19 protein-coding genes are annotated in these 19,540 nt (G+C 70.8%); all 19 read left to right on the forward strand.

Going from position 1 to position 19,540, the window contains the following annotated elements:
* Positions 1 to 16 precede the first annotated feature (16 nt).
* The 19 genes from rplJ (at position 17) to rpsQ (ending at position 19,473) form a co-directional block, all read left to right on the forward strand.
* Positions 17 to 643: a 50S ribosomal protein L10 gene (rplJ, locus tag D5H78_RS16620; RefSeq protein ID WP_119951624.1), complete on the forward strand. Its 627-nt coding sequence runs from the start codon at positions 17 to 19 to the stop codon at positions 641 to 643.
* A gap of 85 nt (positions 644 to 728) precedes the next feature.
* Positions 729 to 1,121 carry a 50S ribosomal protein L7/L12 gene (gene rplL, locus D5H78_RS16625; RefSeq protein WP_119951625.1) on the forward strand — a complete coding sequence of 131 codons (393 nt, stop codon included), beginning with the start codon at positions 729 to 731 and terminating at the stop codon, positions 1,119 to 1,121.
* A 375-nt stretch (positions 1,122 to 1,496) separates the two neighbouring features.
* On the forward strand, positions 1,497 to 5,036 hold the full coding sequence (rpoB, locus tag D5H78_RS16630; RefSeq protein WP_119951626.1) for a DNA-directed RNA polymerase subunit beta: 3,540 nt from the start codon (positions 1,497 to 1,499) through the stop codon (positions 5,034 to 5,036).
* 93 nt (positions 5,037 to 5,129) lie between these two features.
* Positions 5,130 to 9,017, forward strand: a complete 3,888-nt coding sequence (locus tag D5H78_RS16635) for a DNA-directed RNA polymerase subunit beta' (RefSeq protein WP_119951627.1) — start codon at positions 5,130 to 5,132, stop codon at positions 9,015 to 9,017.
* A gap of 314 nt (positions 9,018 to 9,331) precedes the next feature.
* Positions 9,332 to 9,706: a 30S ribosomal protein S12 gene (rpsL, locus tag D5H78_RS16640; RefSeq protein WP_119951628.1), complete on the forward strand. Its 375-nt coding sequence runs from the start codon at positions 9,332 to 9,334 to the stop codon at positions 9,704 to 9,706.
* A complete protein-coding gene (gene rpsG / locus D5H78_RS16645; protein ID WP_119951629.1) occupies positions 9,706 to 10,176 on the forward strand; it encodes a 30S ribosomal protein S7 in 471 nt (156 codons plus the stop codon). The genes rpsL and rpsG overlap by 1 nt, the downstream gene beginning before the upstream one ends.
* A gap of 84 nt (positions 10,177 to 10,260) precedes the next feature.
* Positions 10,261 to 12,363 (forward strand): elongation factor G, encoded by a 2,103-nt coding sequence (gene fusA / locus D5H78_RS16650; protein WP_119951630.1) that lies wholly within the window; start codon positions 10,261 to 10,263, stop codon positions 12,361 to 12,363.
* Between the two features lie 120 nt (positions 12,364 to 12,483).
* Positions 12,484 to 13,677, forward strand: coding sequence for an elongation factor Tu (tuf, locus tag D5H78_RS16655; RefSeq protein WP_119951631.1), 1,194 nt, complete (start codon positions 12,484 to 12,486; stop codon positions 13,675 to 13,677).
* A gap of 411 nt (positions 13,678 to 14,088) precedes the next feature.
* Positions 14,089 to 14,397: a 30S ribosomal protein S10 gene (rpsJ, locus tag D5H78_RS16660; RefSeq protein WP_119951632.1), complete on the forward strand. Its 309-nt coding sequence runs from the start codon at positions 14,089 to 14,091 to the stop codon at positions 14,395 to 14,397.
* Positions 14,398 to 14,414: 17 nt separating this feature from the next.
* Positions 14,415 to 15,080 carry a 50S ribosomal protein L3 gene (gene rplC, locus D5H78_RS16665; protein ID WP_119951633.1) on the forward strand — a complete coding sequence of 222 codons (666 nt, stop codon included), beginning with the start codon at positions 14,415 to 14,417 and terminating at the stop codon, positions 15,078 to 15,080.
* Complete coding sequence (rplD, locus tag D5H78_RS16670) at positions 15,077 to 15,775, forward strand: 50S ribosomal protein L4 (protein ID WP_119951634.1); 699 nt, start codon at positions 15,077 to 15,079, stop codon at positions 15,773 to 15,775. Before rplC ends, rplD begins: the two co-directional genes overlap by 4 nt.
* Positions 15,772 to 16,083 carry a 50S ribosomal protein L23 gene (rplW, locus tag D5H78_RS16675; RefSeq protein WP_119951635.1) on the forward strand — a complete coding sequence of 104 codons (312 nt, stop codon included), beginning with the start codon at positions 15,772 to 15,774 and terminating at the stop codon, positions 16,081 to 16,083. Before rplD ends, rplW begins: the two co-directional genes overlap by 4 nt.
* A gap of 34 nt (positions 16,084 to 16,117) precedes the next feature.
* A complete protein-coding gene (rplB, locus tag D5H78_RS16680; RefSeq protein ID WP_119951636.1) occupies positions 16,118 to 16,951 on the forward strand; it encodes a 50S ribosomal protein L2 in 834 nt (277 codons plus the stop codon).
* 11 nt (positions 16,952 to 16,962) lie between these two features.
* Entirely contained in the window at positions 16,963 to 17,244 is a 282-nt protein-coding gene (gene rpsS / locus D5H78_RS16685; RefSeq protein WP_119951637.1) for a 30S ribosomal protein S19, read from the forward strand.
* Positions 17,237 to 17,626 (forward strand): 50S ribosomal protein L22, encoded by a 390-nt coding sequence (gene rplV, locus D5H78_RS16690; RefSeq protein WP_281268713.1) that lies wholly within the window; start codon positions 17,237 to 17,239, stop codon positions 17,624 to 17,626. The genes rpsS and rplV overlap by 8 nt, the downstream gene beginning before the upstream one ends.
* Positions 17,626 to 18,504 (forward strand): 30S ribosomal protein S3, encoded by an 879-nt coding sequence (gene rpsC / locus D5H78_RS16695; RefSeq protein WP_119951638.1) that lies wholly within the window; start codon positions 17,626 to 17,628, stop codon positions 18,502 to 18,504. The genes rplV and rpsC overlap by 1 nt, the downstream gene beginning before the upstream one ends.
* A gap of 2 nt (positions 18,505 to 18,506) precedes the next feature.
* Complete coding sequence (gene rplP / locus D5H78_RS16700; protein WP_119951639.1) at positions 18,507 to 18,926, forward strand: 50S ribosomal protein L16; 420 nt, start codon at positions 18,507 to 18,509, stop codon at positions 18,924 to 18,926.
* Positions 18,926 to 19,174: a 50S ribosomal protein L29 gene (gene rpmC / locus D5H78_RS16705; RefSeq protein WP_119951640.1), complete on the forward strand. Its 249-nt coding sequence runs from the start codon at positions 18,926 to 18,928 to the stop codon at positions 19,172 to 19,174. Before rplP ends, rpmC begins: the two co-directional genes overlap by 1 nt.
* A 14-nt stretch (positions 19,175 to 19,188) precedes the next feature.
* Complete coding sequence (gene rpsQ / locus D5H78_RS16710; RefSeq protein WP_119951641.1) at positions 19,189 to 19,473, forward strand: 30S ribosomal protein S17; 285 nt, start codon at positions 19,189 to 19,191, stop codon at positions 19,471 to 19,473.
* Positions 19,474 to 19,540 lie beyond the last annotated feature (67 nt).

A 19,540-nucleotide genomic window follows, 5' to 3' on the forward strand; every position in this document is an offset into this window, starting at 1 on the left:
CGTACGAAGGAGTCCCATGGCGAGGCCCGAGAAGGCGGCGGCGGTCGCCGAGCTGACGGAGCAGTTCCGCAGCTCGAGCGCCGCCGTGCTGACCGAGTACCGCGGGCTCACCGTGGCCCAGCTCAAGGAGCTGCGCCGCGCTCTCGGTGAGACCACGGAGTACGCCGTGGTGAAGAACACGCTGACCCGCATCGCGGCCAAGGACGCCGGCGTCGACGCCTTCGACGACCTGCTCCAGGGGCCGTCGGCCATCGCCTTCGTCAAGGGCGACCCGGTCGAGGCGGCCAAGGGCCTGCGTGACTTCGCCCGCGCGAACCCCCTGCTCGTGATCAAGGGCGGCGTCCTGGAGGGCAAGCCCCTCGACGCCGCCGGCATCTCCAAGCTGGCCGACCTCGAGTCGCGCGAGGTCCTCCTCGCCAAGCTCGCGGGTGCGCTGCAGGGCAGCCTGCAGCAGGCGGTCAGCCTCTTCGCCGCGCCGCTGTCGCAGGCCGCGCGCGTCGTCGACGCCCTGCGCCAGAAGGCCGAGCAGGACCCCAGCGTCCTCGCCGGCGGCGCCGGCACCCCGGCTGCGGACGCCCCGGCGCCCGCCGCCGACGAGGCCACCGCGGCCCCCGCGGACGAGCAGGCCCCCGCCGAGGCCTGAGGCCCGGCACCGACCACCCCTCGCCGCGCGCGGACCCGAGCGCGCGGGCCCCGAGCACGACCCAGACCAGAGAGGACCCGCCACCATGGCGAAGCTCAGCACCGACGAGCTGCTCGACGCGTTCAAGGAGATGTCCCTCCTCGAGCTCAGCGAGTTCGTCAAGCAGTTCGAGGAGACCTTCGGCGTCACCGCGGCCGCCCCGGTGGCCATCGCCGCCGCCCCGGGTGCCGCCGGCGGCGACGCCGGCGCCCCCGCCGCCGAGGAGCAGGACGAGTTCGACGTCATCCTCGAGGCCGCGGGCGACAAGAAGATCCAGGTCATCAAGGAGGTCCGCGGCCTGACGAGCCTCGGGCTCAAGGAGGCCAAGGACCTCGTGGACGGCACCCCGAAGCCGGTCCTGGAGAAGGTCAACAAGGAGACCGCGGACAAGGCCAAGGCCGCCCTCGAGGGCGCCGGCGCCACCGTCACGGTCAAGTGAGGCCGCGCCCCGCACGGGGCGCTGCAGCACCAGCACCACCCCAGGGCGGTCGCTCCCACACCGGGAGCGGCCGCCCTGGCGCGTTCCCGGGGCCCGCGGCGCGGGTACGACCGCTGCCGGCGGGGCGCGCCCGTCCGGGTGGCCCCGGCGTGGCGCGCCTTGACGCGGCCCCCCGCCCGGGTGACCATGCTCTGGCTCACCCTCCCGGCTCAGGACGGGGCGCGGTCGTGCCGAGGACGAGGTCAGGACAGGACGTGGCAGGACGGGTGCGCGGGGGTCTGCTCCCCGCGGACTTGGCGACAGCGTGCCTCTCGGGTACGCTGTCGCTTTGCGCTGCCTCCTGAGTCGTCCCGTGCCCGCCACGGGCTCTCCGGCATGCGCGCGCTCCACCCGCCCAGCCCGCCGGAAGGACCCCTCTTGGCCGCCTCGCGCACCGAAGCCACGAGCCAGACGTCCAGCACCACCCGCAGCACCCGCGGCAGCAGCCCCGGCCGCATCTCGTTCGCGAAGATCCGCGAGCCCCTCGAGGTCCCCAACCTGCTGGCCCTCCAGACCGAGAGCGTCGACTGGCTGCTCGGCAACGACGCCTGGAAGGCGCGCGTCGAGCAGGCCCTCGACGCCGGCCGCGACGACATCAACACCCGCTCGGGCCTCGAGGAGATCTTCGAGGAGATCTCCCCGATCGAGGACTTCCAGCAGACGATGTCGCTGTCGTTCCGCGACCACCGCTTCGAGCCCCCGAAGTACTCGATCGAGGACTGCAAGGAGCGGGACATCACCTACTCGGCCCCGCTGTTCGTCACGGCCGAGTTCATGAACAACACCACCGGCGAGATCAAGTCCCAGACGGTCTTCATGGGCGACTTCCCGCTCATGACCGACAAGGGCACGTTCATCATCAACGGCACCGAGCGCGTCGTCGTGTCGCAGCTCGTGCGCTCCCCGGGCGTCTACTTCGAGCGCTCCATCGACAAGACCTCGGACAAGGACGTCTACGGCGCGAAGGTCATCCCCTCGCGCGGCGCCTGGCTCGAGTTCGAGATCGACAAGCGCGACCAGGTGGGCGTGCGCATCGACCGCAAGCGCAAGCAGTCCGTCACGGTGCTGCTCAAGGCGCTCGGCTGGGACGACGCCAAGATCCTCGAGGAGCTCGGCGAGTTCGACTCGATCCGCCAGACGCTCGAGAAGGACCACACGACGGGGCAGGACGACGCCCTGCTCGACATCTACCGCAAGCTGCGCCCGGGCGAGCCGCCCACCCGCGAGGCGGCGCAGACGATGCTCGACAACCTCTACTTCAACCCCAAGCGCTACGACCTGGCCAAGGTCGGGCGCTACAAGGTGGGCAAGAAGCTGGGGACCGACCAGCCGCTCGGCCAGGGCGTGCTCACGGTCGACGACATCGTCGCGACGATCCGCTACATCGTGGCGCTGCACGCCGGCCACACCGCGATGGAGACCCCGCGCGGCGCGCTGCGCGTCGAGGTCGACGACATCGACCACTTCGGCAACCGCCGCCTGCGCACGGTGGGCGAGCTCATCCAGAACCAGGTCCGCACGGGCCTGTCCCGGATGGAGCGCGTCGTGCGCGAGCGCATGACGACCCAGGACGTCGAGGCGATCACGCCGCAGACCCTGATCAACATCCGCCCCGTGGTGGCGTCGATCAAGGAGTTCTTCGGCACCTCCCAGCTGTCGCAGTTCATGGACCAGACCAACCCCCTCGCGGGCCTGACGCACAAGCGCCGGCTCTCCGCGCTGGGCCCGGGCGGCCTGTCCCGCGAGCGCGCCGGCTTCGAGGTCCGCGACGTCCACCCGTCGCACTACGGGCGCATGTGCCCGATCGAGACGCCGGAGGGGCCGAACATCGGCCTCATCGGCTCGCTCGCCTCGTACGGGCGCATCAACGCGTTCGGCTTCGTCGAGACGCCGTACCGGCGGGTCGTCAACGGCCAGGTCACCGACGACGTCGACTACTTCACCGCCGACGAGGAGGACGAGCACGTCATCGCGCAGGCGAACGCGCCGCTCACCCCGGACGGCCACTTCGCCGAGGCCCGCGTGCTCGTGCGCCGCAAGGGCGGCGAGGTCGAGTTCATCCCGGCCGAGGAGGTGGACTACATGGACGTCTCCCCGCGCCAGATGGTGTCGGTGGCGACGGCCATGATCCCGTTCCTCGAGCACGACGACGCCAACCGCGCGCTCATGGGCGCCAACATGCAGCGCCAGTCGGTGCCGCTGCTGCGCTCGGAGGCCCCGCTCGTGGGCACCGGCATGGAGTACCGCGCGGCGGTCGACGCCGGCGACGTCATCACCGCCACCAAGGCCGGCGTCGTGCAGGAGCTGTCCGCGGACTTCATCACCGTGGCGAACGACGACGCGACCTACTCCACGTACCGCGTGGCGAAGTTCCGCCGCTCCAACCAGGGCACGAGCTTCAACCAGAAGCCGATCGTCGACGAGGGCCAGCGCGTCGAGGTCGGCCAGGTGCTCGCCGACGGCCCGTGCACCGACCAGGGCGACATGGCCCTCGGCAAGAACCTCCTCGTGGCGTTCATGCCGTGGGAGGGCCACAACTACGAGGACGCGATCATCCTCAGCCAGCGCCTGGTGCAGGACGACGTCCTCTCCTCGATCCACATCGAGGAGCACGAGGTCGACGCCCGCGACACCAAGCTCGGCCCCGAGGAGATCACCCGGGACATCCCGAACGTCTCCGACGAGGTCCTCGCCGACCTCGACGAGCGCGGGATCATCCGCATCGGCGCCGACGTCGTCACCGGCGACGTGCTCGTCGGCAAGGTCACGCCCAAGGGCGAGACCGAGCTGACCCCGGAGGAGCGGCTGCTGCGCGCGATCTTCGGCGAGAAGGCGCGCGAGGTGCGCGACACCTCGCTCAAGGTGCCGCACGGCGAGTCCGGCAAGGTCATCGGCGTCAAGGTCTTCGACCGCGACGAGGGCTACGAGCTCCCGCCGGGCGTCAACCAGCTGGTGCGGGTCTACGTCGCCCAGAAGCGCAAGATCACCGACGGCGACAAGCTCGCCGGCCGCCACGGCAACAAGGGCGTCATCTCCAAGATCCTGCCGGTCGAGGACATGCCGTTCCTCGAGGACGGGACCCCGGTCGACGTCGTCCTCAACCCGCTCGGCGTGCCCGGGCGCATGAACGTCGGGCAGGTCCTGGAGACGCACCTCGGGTGGGTCGCCAAGACCGGCTGGAAGGTCGACGGCGAGGACGAGGCATGGAAGGTCGCGCTCAAGGGCATCGGCGCGGACGAGGGCGCCCCGGGCACCAACGTCGCCACGCCGGTGTTCGACGGCGCGCGCGAGGAGGAGATCACGGGCCTGCTCGGCTCGACGCTGCCCAACCGCGACGGCGTGCAGCTCATCGGCGAGACGGGCAAGGCCCGGCTCTTCGACGGGCGCACCGGTGAGCCGTTCAAGGACCCGATCTCGGTCGGCTACATCTACATCCTGAAGCTGCTGCACCTGGTCGACGACAAGATCCACGCCCGCTCGACCGGCCCGTACTCGATGATCACCCAGCAGCCCCTGGGTGGTAAGGCGCAGTTCGGCGGGCAGCGCTTCGGCGAGATGGAGGTGTGGGCCCTCGAGGCCTACGGCGCCTCCTACGCCCTGCAGGAGCTGCTGACGATCAAGTCCGACGACGTCCTCGGCCGCGTGAAGGTCTACGAGGCCATCGTCAAGGGCGAGAACATCCCCGAGCCCGGCATCCCCGAGTCCTTCAAGGTGCTCATCAAGGAGATGCAGTCGCTGTGCCTCAACGTGGAGGTGCTCTCCAGCGACGGCATGTCCATCGAGATGCGCGACACCGACGAGGACGTCTTCCGCGCTGCGGAGGAGCTCGGCATCGACCTGTCCCGGCGCGAGCCGAGCAGCGTCGAAGAGGTCTGACGGCCGGCGGGCGGCGGGGGAGCGACCCCCCGCCGCCCGCCACCGCCGGCCGTACGCCAGACCTTCACGACACACCTTGAGAGAAGGAACCACGTGCTCGACGTCAACTTCTTCGACGAGCTGCGCATCGGTCTGGCCACGGCGGAGGACATCCGCCAGTGGTCCCACGGCGAGGTCAAGAAGCCCGAGACGATCAACTACCGCACCCTGAAGCCGGAGAAGGACGGGCTCTTCTGCGAGAAGATCTTCGGTCCCACCCGGGACTGGGAGTGCTACTGCGGCAAGTACAAGCGGGTCCGCTTCAAGGGCATCATCTGCGAGCGCTGCGGCGTCGAGGTCACGCGCGCGAAGGTGCGCCGTGAGCGCATGGGCCACATCGAGCTCGCCGCGCCCGTCACGCACATCTGGTACTTCAAGGGCGTCCCGAGCCGGCTCGGGTACCTGCTGGACCTGGCGCCGAAGGACCTCGAGAAGGTCATCTACTTCGCCGCCTACATGATCACGTGGGTCGACGACGAGAACCGCCAGCGCGACCTGCCCTCGCTCGAGGCCAAGATCTCGGTGGAGCGCGGGCAGCTCGAGCAGCGCCGCGACGCCGACGTGGAGGCGCGCCAGCGCCGCCTCGAGGAGGACCTCGCCCAGCTCGAGGCCGAGGGCGCCAAGTCCGACGCGCGCCGCAAGGTCCGCGAGGGCGCCGAGCGGGAGATGAAGCAGCTGCGCGACCGCGCGCAGCGCGAGATCGACCGCCTCGAGGAGGTCTGGACCCGCTTCAAGAACCTCAAGGTCCAGGACCTCGAGGGCGACGAGATCCTCTACCGCGACATGCGCGACCGCTTCGGGATGTACTTCCAGGGCGGCATGGGCGCCGCGGCGCTGCAGAAGCGCCTCGAGTCCTTCGACCTCGAGGCCGAGGCCGAGTCGCTGCGCGAGACGATCCGGGTCGGCAAGGGCCAGCGCAAGACGCGCGCGCTCAAGCGGCTCAAGGTCGTGTCGGCGTTCCTCAACACCCGCAACAGCCCCATGGGCATGGTGCTGGACTGCGTCCCGGTCATCCCGCCGGACCTGCGCCCGATGGTGCAGCTCGACGGTGGCCGCTTCGCCACGTCCGACCTGAACGACCTCTACCGCCGGGTCATCAACCGCAACAACCGCCTCAAGCGGCTGCTCGACCTCGGCGCGCCCGAGATCATCGTCAACAACGAGAAGCGCATGCTGCAGGAGGCCGTCGACGCGCTGTTCGACAACGGCCGCCGCGGCCGGCCGGTGACGGGCCCGGGCAACCGCCCGCTGAAGTCGCTGTCCGACATGCTCAAGGGCAAGCAGGGCCGGTTCCGCCAGAACCTGCTCGGCAAGCGCGTGGACTACTCGGGCCGCTCGGTCATCGTCGTCGGCCCGCAGCTCAAGCTGCACCAGTGCGGCCTGCCCAAGCAGATGGCGCTCGAGCTGTTCAAGCCGTTCGTCATGAAGCGGCTCGTCGACCTCAACCACGCGCAGAACATCAAGAGCGCCAAGCGCATGGTCGAGCGCGCCCGCCCGGTGGTGTGGGACGTGCTGGAGGAGGTCATCACCGAGCACCCGGTGATGCTCAACCGCGCCCCCACGCTGCACCGCCTGGGCATCCAGGCCTTCGAGCCGCAGCTGGTCGAGGGCAAGGCCATCCAGATCCACCCGCTCGTCTGCACCGCGTTCAACGCGGACTTCGACGGCGACCAGATGGCCGTGCACCTGCCGCTGTCCGCCGAGGCCCAGGCCGAGGCGCGCATCCTCATGCTCTCGAGCAACAACATCCTGTCGCCGGCGCACGGTCGCCCGATCACGGCGCCGACGCAGGACATGGTGCTGGGGATCTACTACCTCACCTCGACCCGCGAGGGCCTGACGGGGGAGGGGCGCACCTTCGGCTCGGTCGCCGAGGCGATCATGGCGTACGACGCCCGCGAGCTGGACCTGCAGGCCTCCATCGGCCTGCGCCTGGCGCGCGTCGTCCCGCCGGCCGGTGCCGAGCTGCCCGAGGGCTGGGAGCCCGGCGCGCCGTTCCTGCTGCGCACCACGCTGGGCCGCGCGCTGTTCAACGAGGCCCTGCCGGCGGACTACGCGTTCGTCGACAAGCAGGTGGACAAGAAGGTGCTCTCGGGGATCGTCAACGACCTCGCCGAGCGCTACCCGAAGGTCCAGGTCGCCGCGACGCTCGACGCCCTCAAGGCGGCGGGCTTCCACTGGGCGACCCGCTCGGGCGTGACGATCTCCATCGAGGACGTCGTCACCCCGGCCGCCAAGCAGGGCGTGCTCGAGGACTTCGAGGCGCGCGCGGAGAAGGTGCAGGGCCAGTACGAGCGGGGCCTCATCACCGACGACGAGCGCCGCCAGGAGCTCATCGAGATCTGGACCCGCGCGACCAACGAGGTCGCCGACGCCATGCAGGAGAACTTCCCGCGGCACAACCCGCTGTTCATGATGGTGAACTCGGGCGCGCGAGGGAACTGGATGCAGGTCCGCCAGATCGCCGGCATGCGCGGCCTCGTGGCCAACCCCAAGGGCGAGATCATCCCGCGCCCGATCAAGAGCAACTACCGCGAGGGGCTCTCGGTCCTCGAGTACTTCATCGCCACCCACGGCGCCCGCAAGGGCCTCGCGGACACGGCGCTGCGGACCGCGGACTCGGGCTACCTCACCCGCCGCCTCGTCGACGTCTCGCAGGACGTCATCATCCGCGAGGAGGACTGCGGCACCTCGCGCGGCGTCACGATGCGCATCGCCGAGCGCACGGCCGAGGGCGGCCTGCGCCTGGCGGACAACGTCGAGACGAGCGTGTACGCCCGCAACCTGGCCTCGGACGTGGAGGTCGACGGCGAGGTCGTGCTGCCCGCGGGCACCGACCTGGGCGACGTCAACATCAACCGCCTCGTGGCGGCCGGCGTCGAGCAGGTCAAGGTCCGCTGCGTGCTCACCTGCGACAGCAAGGTCGGCACGTGCGCCATGTGCTACGGCCGCTCGCTCGCCGCGGGCAAGCTCGTGGACGTCGGCGAGGCGGTCGGCATCGTCGCGGCGCAGTCCATCGGCGAGCCGGGCACCCAGCTGACCATGCGCACCTTCCACACCGGTGGTGTGGCCGGTGACGACATCACCCACGGCCTGCCCCGCGTCGTCGAGCTCTTCGAGGCCCGCACGCCCAAGGGCGTCGCGCCGATCTCGGAGGCCGCCGGGCGCGTGCGCGTCGACGACACCGAGAAGCAGCGCAAGGTCGTCGTCGTCCCGGACGACGGGTCCGAGGAGGTCGCGTACGCAGTCTCCAAGCGCGCCCGCCTGCTCGTGCAGGACGACGACCGGGTCACGGTCGGGCAGCAGCTCGTGGTCGGCGCCGTCGACCCGAAGCAGGTGCTGCGCATCCTCGGCCCGCGGGCGGTCCAGCTGCACCTGGTCGACCAGGTGCAGGAGGTCTACCGCAGCCAGGGCGTGTCGATCCACGACAAGCACATCGAGGTGATCGTCCGGCAGATGCTCAAGCGGGTCACGATCATCGAGTCGGCCGACGCCGAGCTGCTCCCGGGCGAGCTCGTCGAGCGCAGCCGGTTCGAGACCGAGAACCGCCGGGTCGTGGCCGAGGGCGGCACCCCCGCCTCCGGCCGCCCCGAGCTCATGGGCATCACCAAGGCCTCGCTCGCCACGGACTCGTGGCTGTCCGCGGCCTCCTTCCAGGAGACGACGCGGGTCCTCACGACGGCGGCCATGGAGGCCAAGTCGGACCCGCTGCTGGGCCTGAAGGAGAACGTGATCATCGGCAAGCTCATCCCGGCCGGCACGGGCCTGTCCCGCTACCGGAACATCCGGGTCGAGCCGACCGAGGAGGCCAAGGCGGCGATGTACTCGCTCAGCGGGTACGGCGCCGACGAGTCCTTCGGCGAGTACGCCGGCTTCGGGCAGGGCTCCGGCCAGGCGGTGCCGCTCGAGGACTACGACTACGGCGGCCCCTTCTCGGGCTGACCCGCTGCGCGCCGGCCGTCCCCCCCCGCGGGGGCGGCCGGCGCGCCCTGCCGGCACCCGGCCGCCCGTGCCGGGGGTCGGCCGCACCCGGTTTTGACCCGGCGCGCCCGGGGTCGGTAACCTACGACCTTGTGCCTGGGCTGGCCCGGGCCGCCCGCACCGGCGCTCCGCGCCGCGCGGGCCCCCTGCGCGGCGGATCCCTCCGCCCCGTCCGGGGGACCGGGCGACACGCCCGACCTCGGGGCAGGAGCAGGACTCCCACCCGGAGCCACCAGAGCCACCCAGCGAGAACGAGAGACGACGGAGACGCCGCAGTGCCCACGATCCAGCAGCTGGTCCGCAAGGGCCGCCAGGACAAGATCGGCAAGACCAAGACGCCGGCCCTGCAGGGGAGCCCGCAGCGTCGTGGCGTCTGCACGCGCGTCTACACCACCACCCCGAAGAAGCCGAACTCGGCGCTGCGCAAGGTCGCCCGCGTGCGGCTGACCAGCCAGATCGAGGTCACGGCCTACATCCCGGGCGTGGGGCACAACCTGCAGGAGCACTCGATCGTCCTCGTGCGCGGCGGCCGTGTGAAGGACCTGCCGGGCGTGCGCTACAAGATCGTGCGCGGCGCGCTGGACACCCAGGGCGTCAAGAACCGCAAGCAGGCCCGCAGCCGCTACGGCGCGAAGAAGGAGAAGAGCTAATGCCCCGCAAGGGCCCGGCCCCGAAGCACCCGGTCGTCACGGACCCCGTGTACGGCTCCCCCCTCGTCACCGCGCTGGTGAACAAGGTCCTGCTCGACGGCAAGAAGAGCACGGCCGAGCGCATCGTCTACGGCGCCCTCGAGGGCGCCCGCGAGAAGAGCGGGACCGACCCGGTCATCACGCTCAAGCGCGCCCTGGACAACGTCAAGCCGGCCCTCGAGGTCCGCAGCCGCCGCGTCGGCGGCGCGACCTACCAGGTGCCGGTCGAGGTGCGCACGCCGCGCCAGACCACGCTCGCGCTGCGCTGGCTCGTCGGCTACGCCCGGCAGCGCCGCGAGAAGACGATGACCGAGCGGCTCATGAACGAGCTGCTCGACGCGAGCAACGGCCTGGGCGCCAGCGTCAAGCGGCGCGAGGACACCCACAAGATGGCCGAGTCGAACAAGGCGTTCGCCCACTACCGCTGGTGAGTGCGCGGTCCCGGGGGACCCCCCGGGACCGCCGCCCCCGGCGACCGACCACGCGTCCGTACCAGGAGAGAGACGACAGCCCCCATGGCGACCGACCTCCGCGCGCTCGACCTCGCCAAGGTCCGCAACATCGGGATCATGGCCCACATCGACGCGGGCAAGACCACCACCACCGAGCGGATCCTCTTCTACACCGGCATCAACTACAAGATCGGTGAGGTCCACGAGGGCGCCGCCACGATGGACTGGATGGAGCAGGAGCAGGAGCGCGGCATCACCATCACGTCCGCCGCGACGACCTGCGAGTGGGGCGACCACACCATCAACATCATCGACACGCCCGGCCACGTCGACTTCACGGTCGAGGTCGAGCGGTCGCTGCGCGTCCTCGACGGCGCGGTGGCGGTCTTCGACGGCGTCGCCGGCGTGGAGCCGCAGTCCGAGACGGTGTGGCGCCAGGCGGACCGCTACAACGTCCCGCGCATCTGCTTCGTCAACAAGCTCGACCGCACCGGTGCGGAGTTCCACCGCTGCGTCGACATGATCGTCTCGCGCCTCAACGCGACCCCGCTCGTGCTCCAGATCCCGATCGGGACCGAGGGCGACTTCATGGGCGTCGTCGACCTCGTCCAGATGCGCGCGCTGACCTGGCGCGGCGAGACGAAGAAGGGCGCGGACTACGAGGTCGAGGAGATCCCCTCCTCGCACGCCGAGGCCGCGCGCGAGTGGCGCGACAAGCTCCTCGAGACGATCGCCGAGGCCGACGACGCGCTCATGGAGCTCTACCTCGAGGGCGAGGAGCCGGACACCGAGACGCTCGTCGCGGCCATCCGCCGCGCGACGATCGCGGGCAAGCTCACCCCGGTGCTCTGCGGCTCGGCGTTCAAGAACAAGGGCGTGCAGCCCATGCTCGACGCCGTCGTGTCCTACCTCCCGTCGCCGATGGACGTCGGCGCCACCGAGGGCCACGCGGTCGGCAACGCCGAGGAGGTCCTCACCCGCGACCCCGACGAGGACGCCCCGCTGTCGACGCTGGCGTTCAAGATCATGAGCGACCCGCACCTGGGCAAGCTCACCTACCTGCGGATCTACTCCGGCACGCTCACCTCGGGCTCCTCGGTGCTCAACAGCACCAAGGGCAACAAGGAGCGCATCGGCAAGATCTACCGGATGCACGCCAACAAGCGCGAGGAGATCGAGAAGGCCTCGGCCGGCTCGATCGTCGCGGTGATGGGCCTGAAGAACACCACCACCGGCGACACCCTCTGCGGCCCCGAGGCGCCGATCATCCTCGAGTCCATGGACTTCCCGGCCCCGGTCATCAACGTGGCCATCGAGCCGAAGTCCAAGGGCGACCAGGAGCGCCTGGGCACCGCGATCCAGCGCCTGGCCGAGGAGGACCCGACCTTCCAGGTCCGCACGGACGAGGAGACCGGCCAGACGGTCATCTCGGGCATGGGCGAGCTGCACCTCGAGGTGCTGGTCGACCGCATGCGCCGCGAGTTCCGCGTCGAGGCGAACATCGGCAAGCCGCAGGTGGCGTACCGCGAGACGATCCGCCGCAAGGTGGACCGGATCGACTACACGCACAAGAAGCAGACCGGTGGCTCGGGCCAGTTCGCCAAGGTCCAGATCGCCATGGAGCCCACGGGCGGCGGCGACGGCGGCTACGAGTTCGAGAACAAGGTCACCGGCGGTCGCATCCCCCGCGAGTACATCCCCTCGGTGGACGCGGGCTGCCAGGAGGCCATGGAGTTCGGCGTCCTCGCCGGCTACCCGCTCGTCGACGTCAAGGTCACCCTGCTCGACGGCGCGTACCACGAGGTCGACTCCTCCGAGCTCGCCTTCAAGATCGCCGGCTCCATGGCGTTCAAGGAGGGTGCGCGCAAGGCCGACCCCGTCCTGCTCGAGCCGATGATGGCCGTCGAGGTCACCACGCCCGAGGACTACATGGGCGAGGTCATCGGCGACCTGAACTCGCGCCGCGGCCAGATCCAGGCCATGGACGAGCGCTCGGGCGCCCGCGTGGTCCAGGCGCTGGTGCCGCTGTCGGAGATGTTCGGCTACGTCGGCGACCTGCGCAGCAAGACGCAGGGCCGCGCCAGCTACGCGATGCAGTTCGACTCCTACGCGGAGGTTCCGAAGAACGTCGCGGAGGAGATCATCAAGAAGTCCCGGGGCGAGTGAGCAGCTGCTCGCACCCGCCCCGGGGAGCGGCCGGCACCGGCACTACCCTGGCGCACAGACCCGCACGGCAGCACCCCTGACGTCGTACGGCGCTACCCCACAGTCGAGAAGGAGATCCCAGTGGCGAAGGCGAAGTTCGAGCGGACTAAGCCGCACGTCAACATCGGCACCATCGGTCACATCGACCACGGCAAGACGACGCTCACCGCGGCGATCACCAAGGTGCTGCACGACAAGTACCCGGACATCAACCCCTTCACGCCGTTCGACCAGATCGACAAGGCGCCGGAGGAGCGGCAGCGCGGCATCACGATCTCGATCGCGCACGTCGAGTACCAGACCGAGCAGCGCCACTACGCGCACGTCGACTGCCCGGGCCACGCCGACTACATCAAGAACATGATCACGGGTGCGGCGCAGATGGACGGCGCCATCCTCGTGGTCGCGGCGACCGACGGCCCGATGCCGCAGACGAAGGAGCACGTCCTCCTGGCCCGCCAGGTCGGCGTCCCCTACATCGTCGTCGCGCTCAACAAGTGCGACATGGTCGACGACGAGGAGATCCTCGAGCTCGTCGAGCTCGAGGTCCGCGAGCTCCTCTCGGAGTACGAGTTCCCGGGCGACGACGTCCCCGTGGTCCGCGTCGCGGCCTTCCCGGCGCTCAACGGCGACGAGAAGTGGGCCGACTCGATCGTCGAGCTCATGAACGCGGTCGACACCGCGATCCCGCAGCCCGAGCGCGAGGTCGACAAGCCGTTCCTCATGCCCGTCGAGGACGTCTTCACGATCACCGGTCGCGGCACGGTCGTCACCGGCCGCGTCGAGCGCGGTGTGGTCAAGGTCAACGAGACGGTCGACATCGTCGGCATCAAGGAGACCAAGCAGACCACGACGGTCACCGGCATCGAGATGTTCCGCAAGCTCCTCGACGAGGGGCGCGCGGGCGAGAACGTCGGCCTGCTGCTGCGCGGCATCAAGCGCGAGGACGTCGAGCGCGGCCAGGTCGTCATCAAGCCGGGCACGACCACCCCGCACACCGAGTTCGAGGGCCAGGTCTACATCCTGTCCAAGGACGAGGGCGGCCGGCACACGCCGTTCTTCAACAACTACCGTCCGCAGTTCTACTTCCGGACGACGGACGTCACCGGCGTGGTGGACCTCCCCGAGGGCACCGAGATGGTCATGCCGGGCGACAACACCGAGATGAAGGTCTCGCTGATCCAGCCCATCGCCATGGAGGAGGGCCTGCGCTTCGCCATCCGCGAGGGCGGCCGCACCGTGGGCGCCGGCCGGGTCACCAAGATCATCAAGTAGTCCTGCACCGCCCGACGGGGGTCGGGCCGGGGTCACCGGGCGCACGTCGCCCCGCCCCTGGCCCGGCCCCCGTCGCAGGTCAGGGCACCGATTCGCCATAGCCCCCGAGGCTGCGGCATACTAGTCCGGTTGCCCGAGCGCGGGCGGACGCACGGACCAGCCCCAGGCCCCCACGGGTCGCGGGGGAGGGGCCGTCGCCCGCGCCCTGGGTGGAGCCGACGGGTCGTCCGCGGTCCGCCCGGCCCCCGCAGCGCACGGTCCCCGAGGGGCGCGTGCAGGCGGAGCGCGACACGCCCGACCCCGGGGGTCGGAGCGGTCGCCCCGGCGGGCGGGACCGGCCCCCCTCGCGGGGGGTCCCGGCAGCGGAGACCGAGAGCCAGCAGCGGTACGAGAAGAGGAAACGAGCACGCCATGGCGGGACAGAAGATCCGCATCAGGCTGAAGGCCTACGACCACGAGGTCATCGACAGCTCGGCGCGCAAGATCGTCGACACGGTGACCCGCACGGGCGCCCAGGTCGCCGGTCCGGTGCCGCTGCCGACGGAGAAGAACGTCTACTGCGTCATCCGCTCGCCGCACAAGTACAAGGACTCGCGCGAGCACTTCGAGATGCGCACGCACAAGCGCCTCATCGACATCATCGACCCGACGCCGAAGACCGTCGACTCGCTCATGCGGCTCGACCTGCCGGCGGGCGTCGACATCGAGATCAAGCTCTGAGGGACGCGGACAACCCCATGACTCAGCAGATCAAGAGCATCCGCGGGCTGCTCGGCGAGAAGCTCGGCATGACGCAGGTGTGGGACGAGGGCAACCGCCTGGTGCCCGTCACCGTCGTCAAGGCCGGCCCCTGCGTGGTGACGCAGGTCCGCACGGACGACAAGGACGGCTACGCCGCGGTGCAGATCGCGTACGGCGCGATCGACCCCCGCAAGGTCACCAAGCCGCTGGCCGGGCACTTCGCCAAGGCCGGCACGACGCCGCGCCGGCACCTCGTCGAGCTGCGCACGCAGGACGCCGCGGACTTCGCCCCCGGCCAGGAGCTCACGGCCGAGGCCTTCGCCGCCGGCCAGGAGGTCGACGTCACCGGCCGCAGCAAGGGCAAGGGCCACGCCGGCGTCATGAAGCGCCACGGCTTCAAGGGCCTGGGCGCGGGGCACGGCACGCAGCGCAAGCACCGCTCGCCGGGCTCCATCGGCGGCTGCGCGACCCCCGGTCGCGTCTTCAAGGGCCTGCGCATGGCCGGCCGCATGGGCGGCGTGCGCACCACCACGCAGGGCCTGACCGTGCACGCGGTCGACGCCGAGCGCGGCCTGCTCCTCATCAAGGGCGCCCTGCCGGGCCCCAAGGGCGGGCTCGTCCTCGTGCGCACCGCGTCCAAGGGCAAGGGAGCGCAGCAGTGACGACCATCGACGTCCTCACCCCGGCCGGCGAGGTCGCCGGCACCGTCGAGCTGCCGGCCGACGTCTTCGACGTGCAGGTCAACGTGCCGCTGATCCACCAGGTGGTCGTGGCCCAGCTCGCGGCGGCCCGCCAGGGCACGCACGACACCAAGACGCGCGGCGAGGTCCGCGGCGGTGGGCGCAAGCCGTTCCGCCAGAAGGGCACCGGCCGCGGCCGCCAGGGCTCGACCCGCGCGCCGCAGATGACCGGCGGTGGCATCGTCCACGGCCCGACGCCGCGCTCGTACGAGCAGCGCACGCCCAAGAAGATGAAGGCCGCCGCCCTGCGCGGGGCCCTGTCGGACCGGGCGCGCCACGGCCGCGTGCACGTGCTGACCGGCGTCGTGGAGGGGGAGGCCCCCTCGACGAAGGCCGCCCTCGCCGTGCTGCGCCGGGTGTCCGAGCGCCGCCACGTCCTCGCGGTCGTCGAGCGCTCGGACGAGCTCGCGCAGCTGAGCCTGCGCAACGCCCCCGAGGTGCACGTGCTCCCCGCGGACCAGCTCAACACCTACGACGTCCTCGTCTCCGACGACGTCGTGTTCACCCAGGGCGCGCTCGAGGCGTTCCTCGCCGGCCCGACCCGCGGCCGCGGTGCGAGCGCCGTCGCGACCTCCACGGAGGCCGCCGCCCTCGAGACCGACGGGAGCGAGCAGTGAGCGAGCTGCAGAAGGACCCGCGCGACGTCCTGCTCGCGCCGGTCATCTCCGAGAAGAGCTACGGCCTGCTCGACGAGAACAAGTACACGTTCCTCGTCCACCCGGACGCCAACAAGACCGAGATCAAGATCGCGGTCGAGAAGGTCTTCGGCGTCAAGGTGGTCCGCAAGGGCGTCAACATCGTCAACCGCCAGGGCAAGCGCAAGCGGACCCGGTTCGGCTACGGCAAGCGCAAGGACACCAAGCGCGCGATCGTGACCGTCGTCGAGGGCGACCGGATCGACATCTTCGGGGGCCCGGTCTCCTGACCGGCGCCTCTAGAAGAAGGGACTGAGACACCTCATGGGCATCCGCAAGTACAAGCCGACGACGCCGGGCCGTCGCGGCTCGAGCGTCGCCGACTTCGTCGAGGTCACGCGCTCCGAGCCGGAGAAGTCGCTGGTCCGCCCCCTGCACAGCAAGGGCGGGCGCAACGTCCACGGCCGCGTGACCGTGCGCCACCAGGGCGGCGGGCACAAGCGCGCGTACCGCCTGATCGACTTCCGGCGCAACGACAAGGACGGCGTGCCGGCCACCGTCGCGCACATCGAGTACGACCCCAACCGCACCGCGCGCATCGCGCTGCTGCACTACGCGGACGGCGAGAAGCGCTACATCCTCGCGCCGGCCCGCCTCAAGCAGGGCGACCGGATCGAGAACGGCCCGGGCGCGGACATCAAGCCGGGCAACAACCTGCCCCTGCGCAACATCCCGGTCGGCACGGTGGTCCACGCCATCGAGCTGCGCCCGGGCGGCGGCGCGAAGATCGCCCGCTCGGCCGGCGCGAGCGTGCAGCTCGTCGCCAAGGACGGGCCGTACGCCCAGCTGCGGATGCCCTCGGGCGAGATCCGCAACGTGGACGTGCGCTGCCGCGCGAGCGTCGGCGAGGTCGGCAACGCCGAGCAGTCGAACATCAACTGGGGCAAGGCCGGGCGCATGCGCTGGAAGGGCAAGCGCCCGACCGTGCGCGGCGTCGCCATGAACCCGATCGACCACCCGCACGGCGGTGGTGAGGGCAAGACCTCCGGCGGTCGCCACCCGACGACCCCGTGGGGCAAGCCGGAGGGTCGCACCCGCAAGGCCAAGGCGAGCGACCAGCTCATCGTCCGTCGCCGCAAGACCGGCAAGAAGCGCTAGGAGCAGTCGCGATGCCGCGCAGCCTGAAGAAGGGCCCGTTCGTCGACGACCACCTGCAGAAGAAGGTGGACGTGCAGAACGACAAGGGCACCAAGAACGTCATCAAGACCTGGTCCCGCCGCTCGATGATCGTGCCGTCCATGCTCGGGCACACGATCGCCGTGCACGACGGGCGCAAGCACGTGCCGGTCTTCGTCACCGAGGCGATGGTCGGCCACAAGCTGGGCGAGTTCGCCCCGACCCGCACCTTCCGCGGGCACGTCAAGGAGGACAGGAGGTCGCGTCGTGGCTGAGAACAAGGCGCGCCACCTCACCGAGGGGCAGGCGCTCGCGCAGGCCCGCTACGTCCGCATGACGCCGATGAAGGTCCGCCGCGTCATCGACGCGATCCGCGGGATGAAGGCCGACCAGGCCCTGGCCACCCTGCAGTTCGCGCCGCAGGCGGCCAGCGAGCCGGTCGGCAAGGTGCTCGCCAGCGCGGTCGCCAACGCCGAGAACAACAAGCGGCTCGACCCGGACACGCTCTGGGTCTCGGCGGCCTACGTCGACGAGGGCCCGACGCTCAAGCGGTTCCGCCCGCGCGCCCAGGGCCGGGCCTACCGCATCAACAAGCGCACCAGCCACATCACCGTCGTGGTCGAGTCGCGCGACAGCCAGAAGGGGAGGGCCCGGTAGTGGGGCAGAAGGTCAACCCGCACGGGTTCCGCCTCGGCATCACCACGGACTTCAAGAGCCGGTGGTACGCCGACAAGCTGTACAAGGACTACGTCAAGGAAGACGTCGCCATCCGCCGGATGATGACCAAGGGCATGGAGCGGGCCGGCATCTCCAAGGTGGAGATCGAGCGCACCCGCGACCGCGTCCGCGTGGACATCCACACCGCCCGGCCGGGCATCGTCATCGGCCGCCGCGGCGCGGAGGCCGACCGCATCCGCGGCGACCTGGAGAAGCTGACCGGCAAGCAGGTCCAGCTCAACATCCTCGAGGTCAAGAACCCCGAGCTCGACGCCCAGCTCGTCGCGCAGGGCGTGGCCGAGCAGCTGTCGAGCCGCGTGTCCTTCCGCCGCGCGATGCGCAAGTCGATGCAGAGCACGATGAAGGCCGGCGCCAAGGGCATCCGGGTGCAGTGCTCGGGCCGCCTCGGCGGCGCGGAGATGTCGCGCTCGGAGTTCTACCGCGAGGGCCGCGTCCCGCTGCACACGCTGCGCGCGAACATCGACTACGGCCTGTACGAGGCCCGCACGACGTTCGGCCGCATCGGCGTCAAGGTGTGGATCTACAAGGGCGACGTCAACAGCGTCCGCGAGACCCGCGAGCAGGCGGCCGCCGCGGCCCCCGGCCGCGGTCCCCGCGGCGGCGCCGGCGGCCGCCCGACCCGTGCGCGTCGGCCCGGTGCCGGCGGCACCGGCGGTGCCCGTGGTGGCGCCCCGGCCGCCCCGGTGACCGCGTCCGGCGACGGCACGGTGCGCGAGGCGGGCTCGCACCCGCCGCAGACCGACGCCTCCGCGGTCGAGGTGGCCGTGCGCGAGGCCCAGTCCGGAACGGAGAGCTGACCATGCTGATCCCGCGGCGGGTCAAGCACCGCAAGCAGCACCACCCCGACCGCCACGGCGCGGCCAAGGGCGGCACCCGCGTGACGTTCGGCGAGTACGGCATCCAGGCCCTCGAGCCGGCGTACGTCACCAACCGGCAGATCGAGTCGGCCCGCATCGCGATCACCCGGCACATCCGCCGTGGTGGCAAGGTGTGGATCAACATCTACCCGGACCGCCCGCTGACCAAGAAGCCCGCCGAGACCCGCATGGGCTCGGGCAAGGGCTCGCCGGAGTGGTGGGTCGCCAACGTCAAGCCCGGGCGCGTCATGTTCGAGCTGACGTTCCCGAACGAGGCCGTGGCCCGCGCCGCCCTGACGCGCGCGATCCACAAGCTGCCGATGAAGTGCAAGATCGTCACGCGCGAGGGGAGCGAGGTCTGATGGCCACCGGCACCACTGCCTCCGACCTGCGCCGCTCGGAGGACGACGAGCTCGTCACCAAGCTGCGGGAGGCCAAGGAGGAGCTGTTCAACCTCCGCTTCCAGGCGGCCACCGGGCAGCTGGAGAACCACGGCCGACTGCGTGCCGTGCGCAAGGACATCGCCCGCATCTACACCGTGATGCGCGAGCGCGAGCTCGGCATCGGCGCGGTGGAGGCCTTCGGTGGCAGCACCGGCGGTGCGGCATGAGCGGAGAGGCACCCATGAGCGAGAGCACCTCGCCCGCCGGCGAGAGCACCCGCGGGTTCCGCAAGACCCGCGAGGGCCTCGTGGTGAGCGACAAGATGGACAAGACCGTCGTGGTGGCCGTCGAGGACCGCGTCAAGCACGCGCTCTACGGCAAGGTCATCCGGCGCACCAGCAAGCTCAAGTGCCACGACGAGCAGAACCAGTGCGGCGTCGGCGACCGGGTCCTCCTCATGGAGACCCGCCCGCTGTCGGCCACCAAGCGCTGGCGCGTCGTCGAGGTCCTCGAGAAGGCCAAGTAGTGCGCGGTCCCGCCGCCCGCCCGCGGGCGGCGGGGACCGCCGCCACCATCCGTTCCGCCAGGCTCGC

The sequence above is a fragment of the Vallicoccus soli genome, from assembly GCF_003594885.1.
Classification (GTDB): Bacteria; Actinomycetota; Actinomycetes; order Motilibacterales; family Motilibacteraceae; genus Vallicoccus; species Vallicoccus soli.

Excerpts from the sequence above, each read along its gene's own strand:
- rpsG (WP_119951629.1), top strand. The coding sequence starts at position 9,706 with ATGCCCCGCAAGGGCCCGGCCCCGAAGCACCCGGTCGTCACGGACCCC.
- rpoB (WP_119951626.1), top strand. The coding sequence starts at position 1,497 with ATGCGCGCGCTCCACCCGCCCAGCCCGCCGGAAGGACCCCTCTTGGCC.
- rplJ (WP_119951624.1), top strand. The coding sequence starts at position 17 with ATGGCGAGGCCCGAGAAGGCGGCGGCGGTCGCCGAGCTGACGGAGCAG.
- rplP (WP_119951639.1), top strand. The coding sequence starts at position 18,507 with ATGCTGATCCCGCGGCGGGTCAAGCACCGCAAGCAGCACCACCCCGAC.
- rpsJ (WP_119951632.1), top strand. The coding sequence starts at position 14,089 with ATGGCGGGACAGAAGATCCGCATCAGGCTGAAGGCCTACGACCACGAG.
- rpsS (WP_119951637.1), top strand. The coding sequence starts at position 16,963 with ATGCCGCGCAGCCTGAAGAAGGGCCCGTTCGTCGACGACCACCTGCAG.
- rpmC (WP_119951640.1), top strand. The coding sequence starts at position 18,926 with ATGGCCACCGGCACCACTGCCTCCGACCTGCGCCGCTCGGAGGACGAC.
- rplB (WP_119951636.1), top strand. The coding sequence starts at position 16,118 with ATGGGCATCCGCAAGTACAAGCCGACGACGCCGGGCCGTCGCGGCTCG.
- rplC (WP_119951633.1), top strand. The coding sequence starts at position 14,415 with ATGACTCAGCAGATCAAGAGCATCCGCGGGCTGCTCGGCGAGAAGCTC.
- fusA (WP_119951630.1), top strand. The coding sequence starts at position 10,261 with ATGGCGACCGACCTCCGCGCGCTCGACCTCGCCAAGGTCCGCAACATC.
- rpsQ (WP_119951641.1), top strand. The coding sequence starts at position 19,189 with ATGAGCGAGAGCACCTCGCCCGCCGGCGAGAGCACCCGCGGGTTCCGC.
- rplL (WP_119951625.1), top strand. The coding sequence starts at position 729 with ATGGCGAAGCTCAGCACCGACGAGCTGCTCGACGCGTTCAAGGAGATG.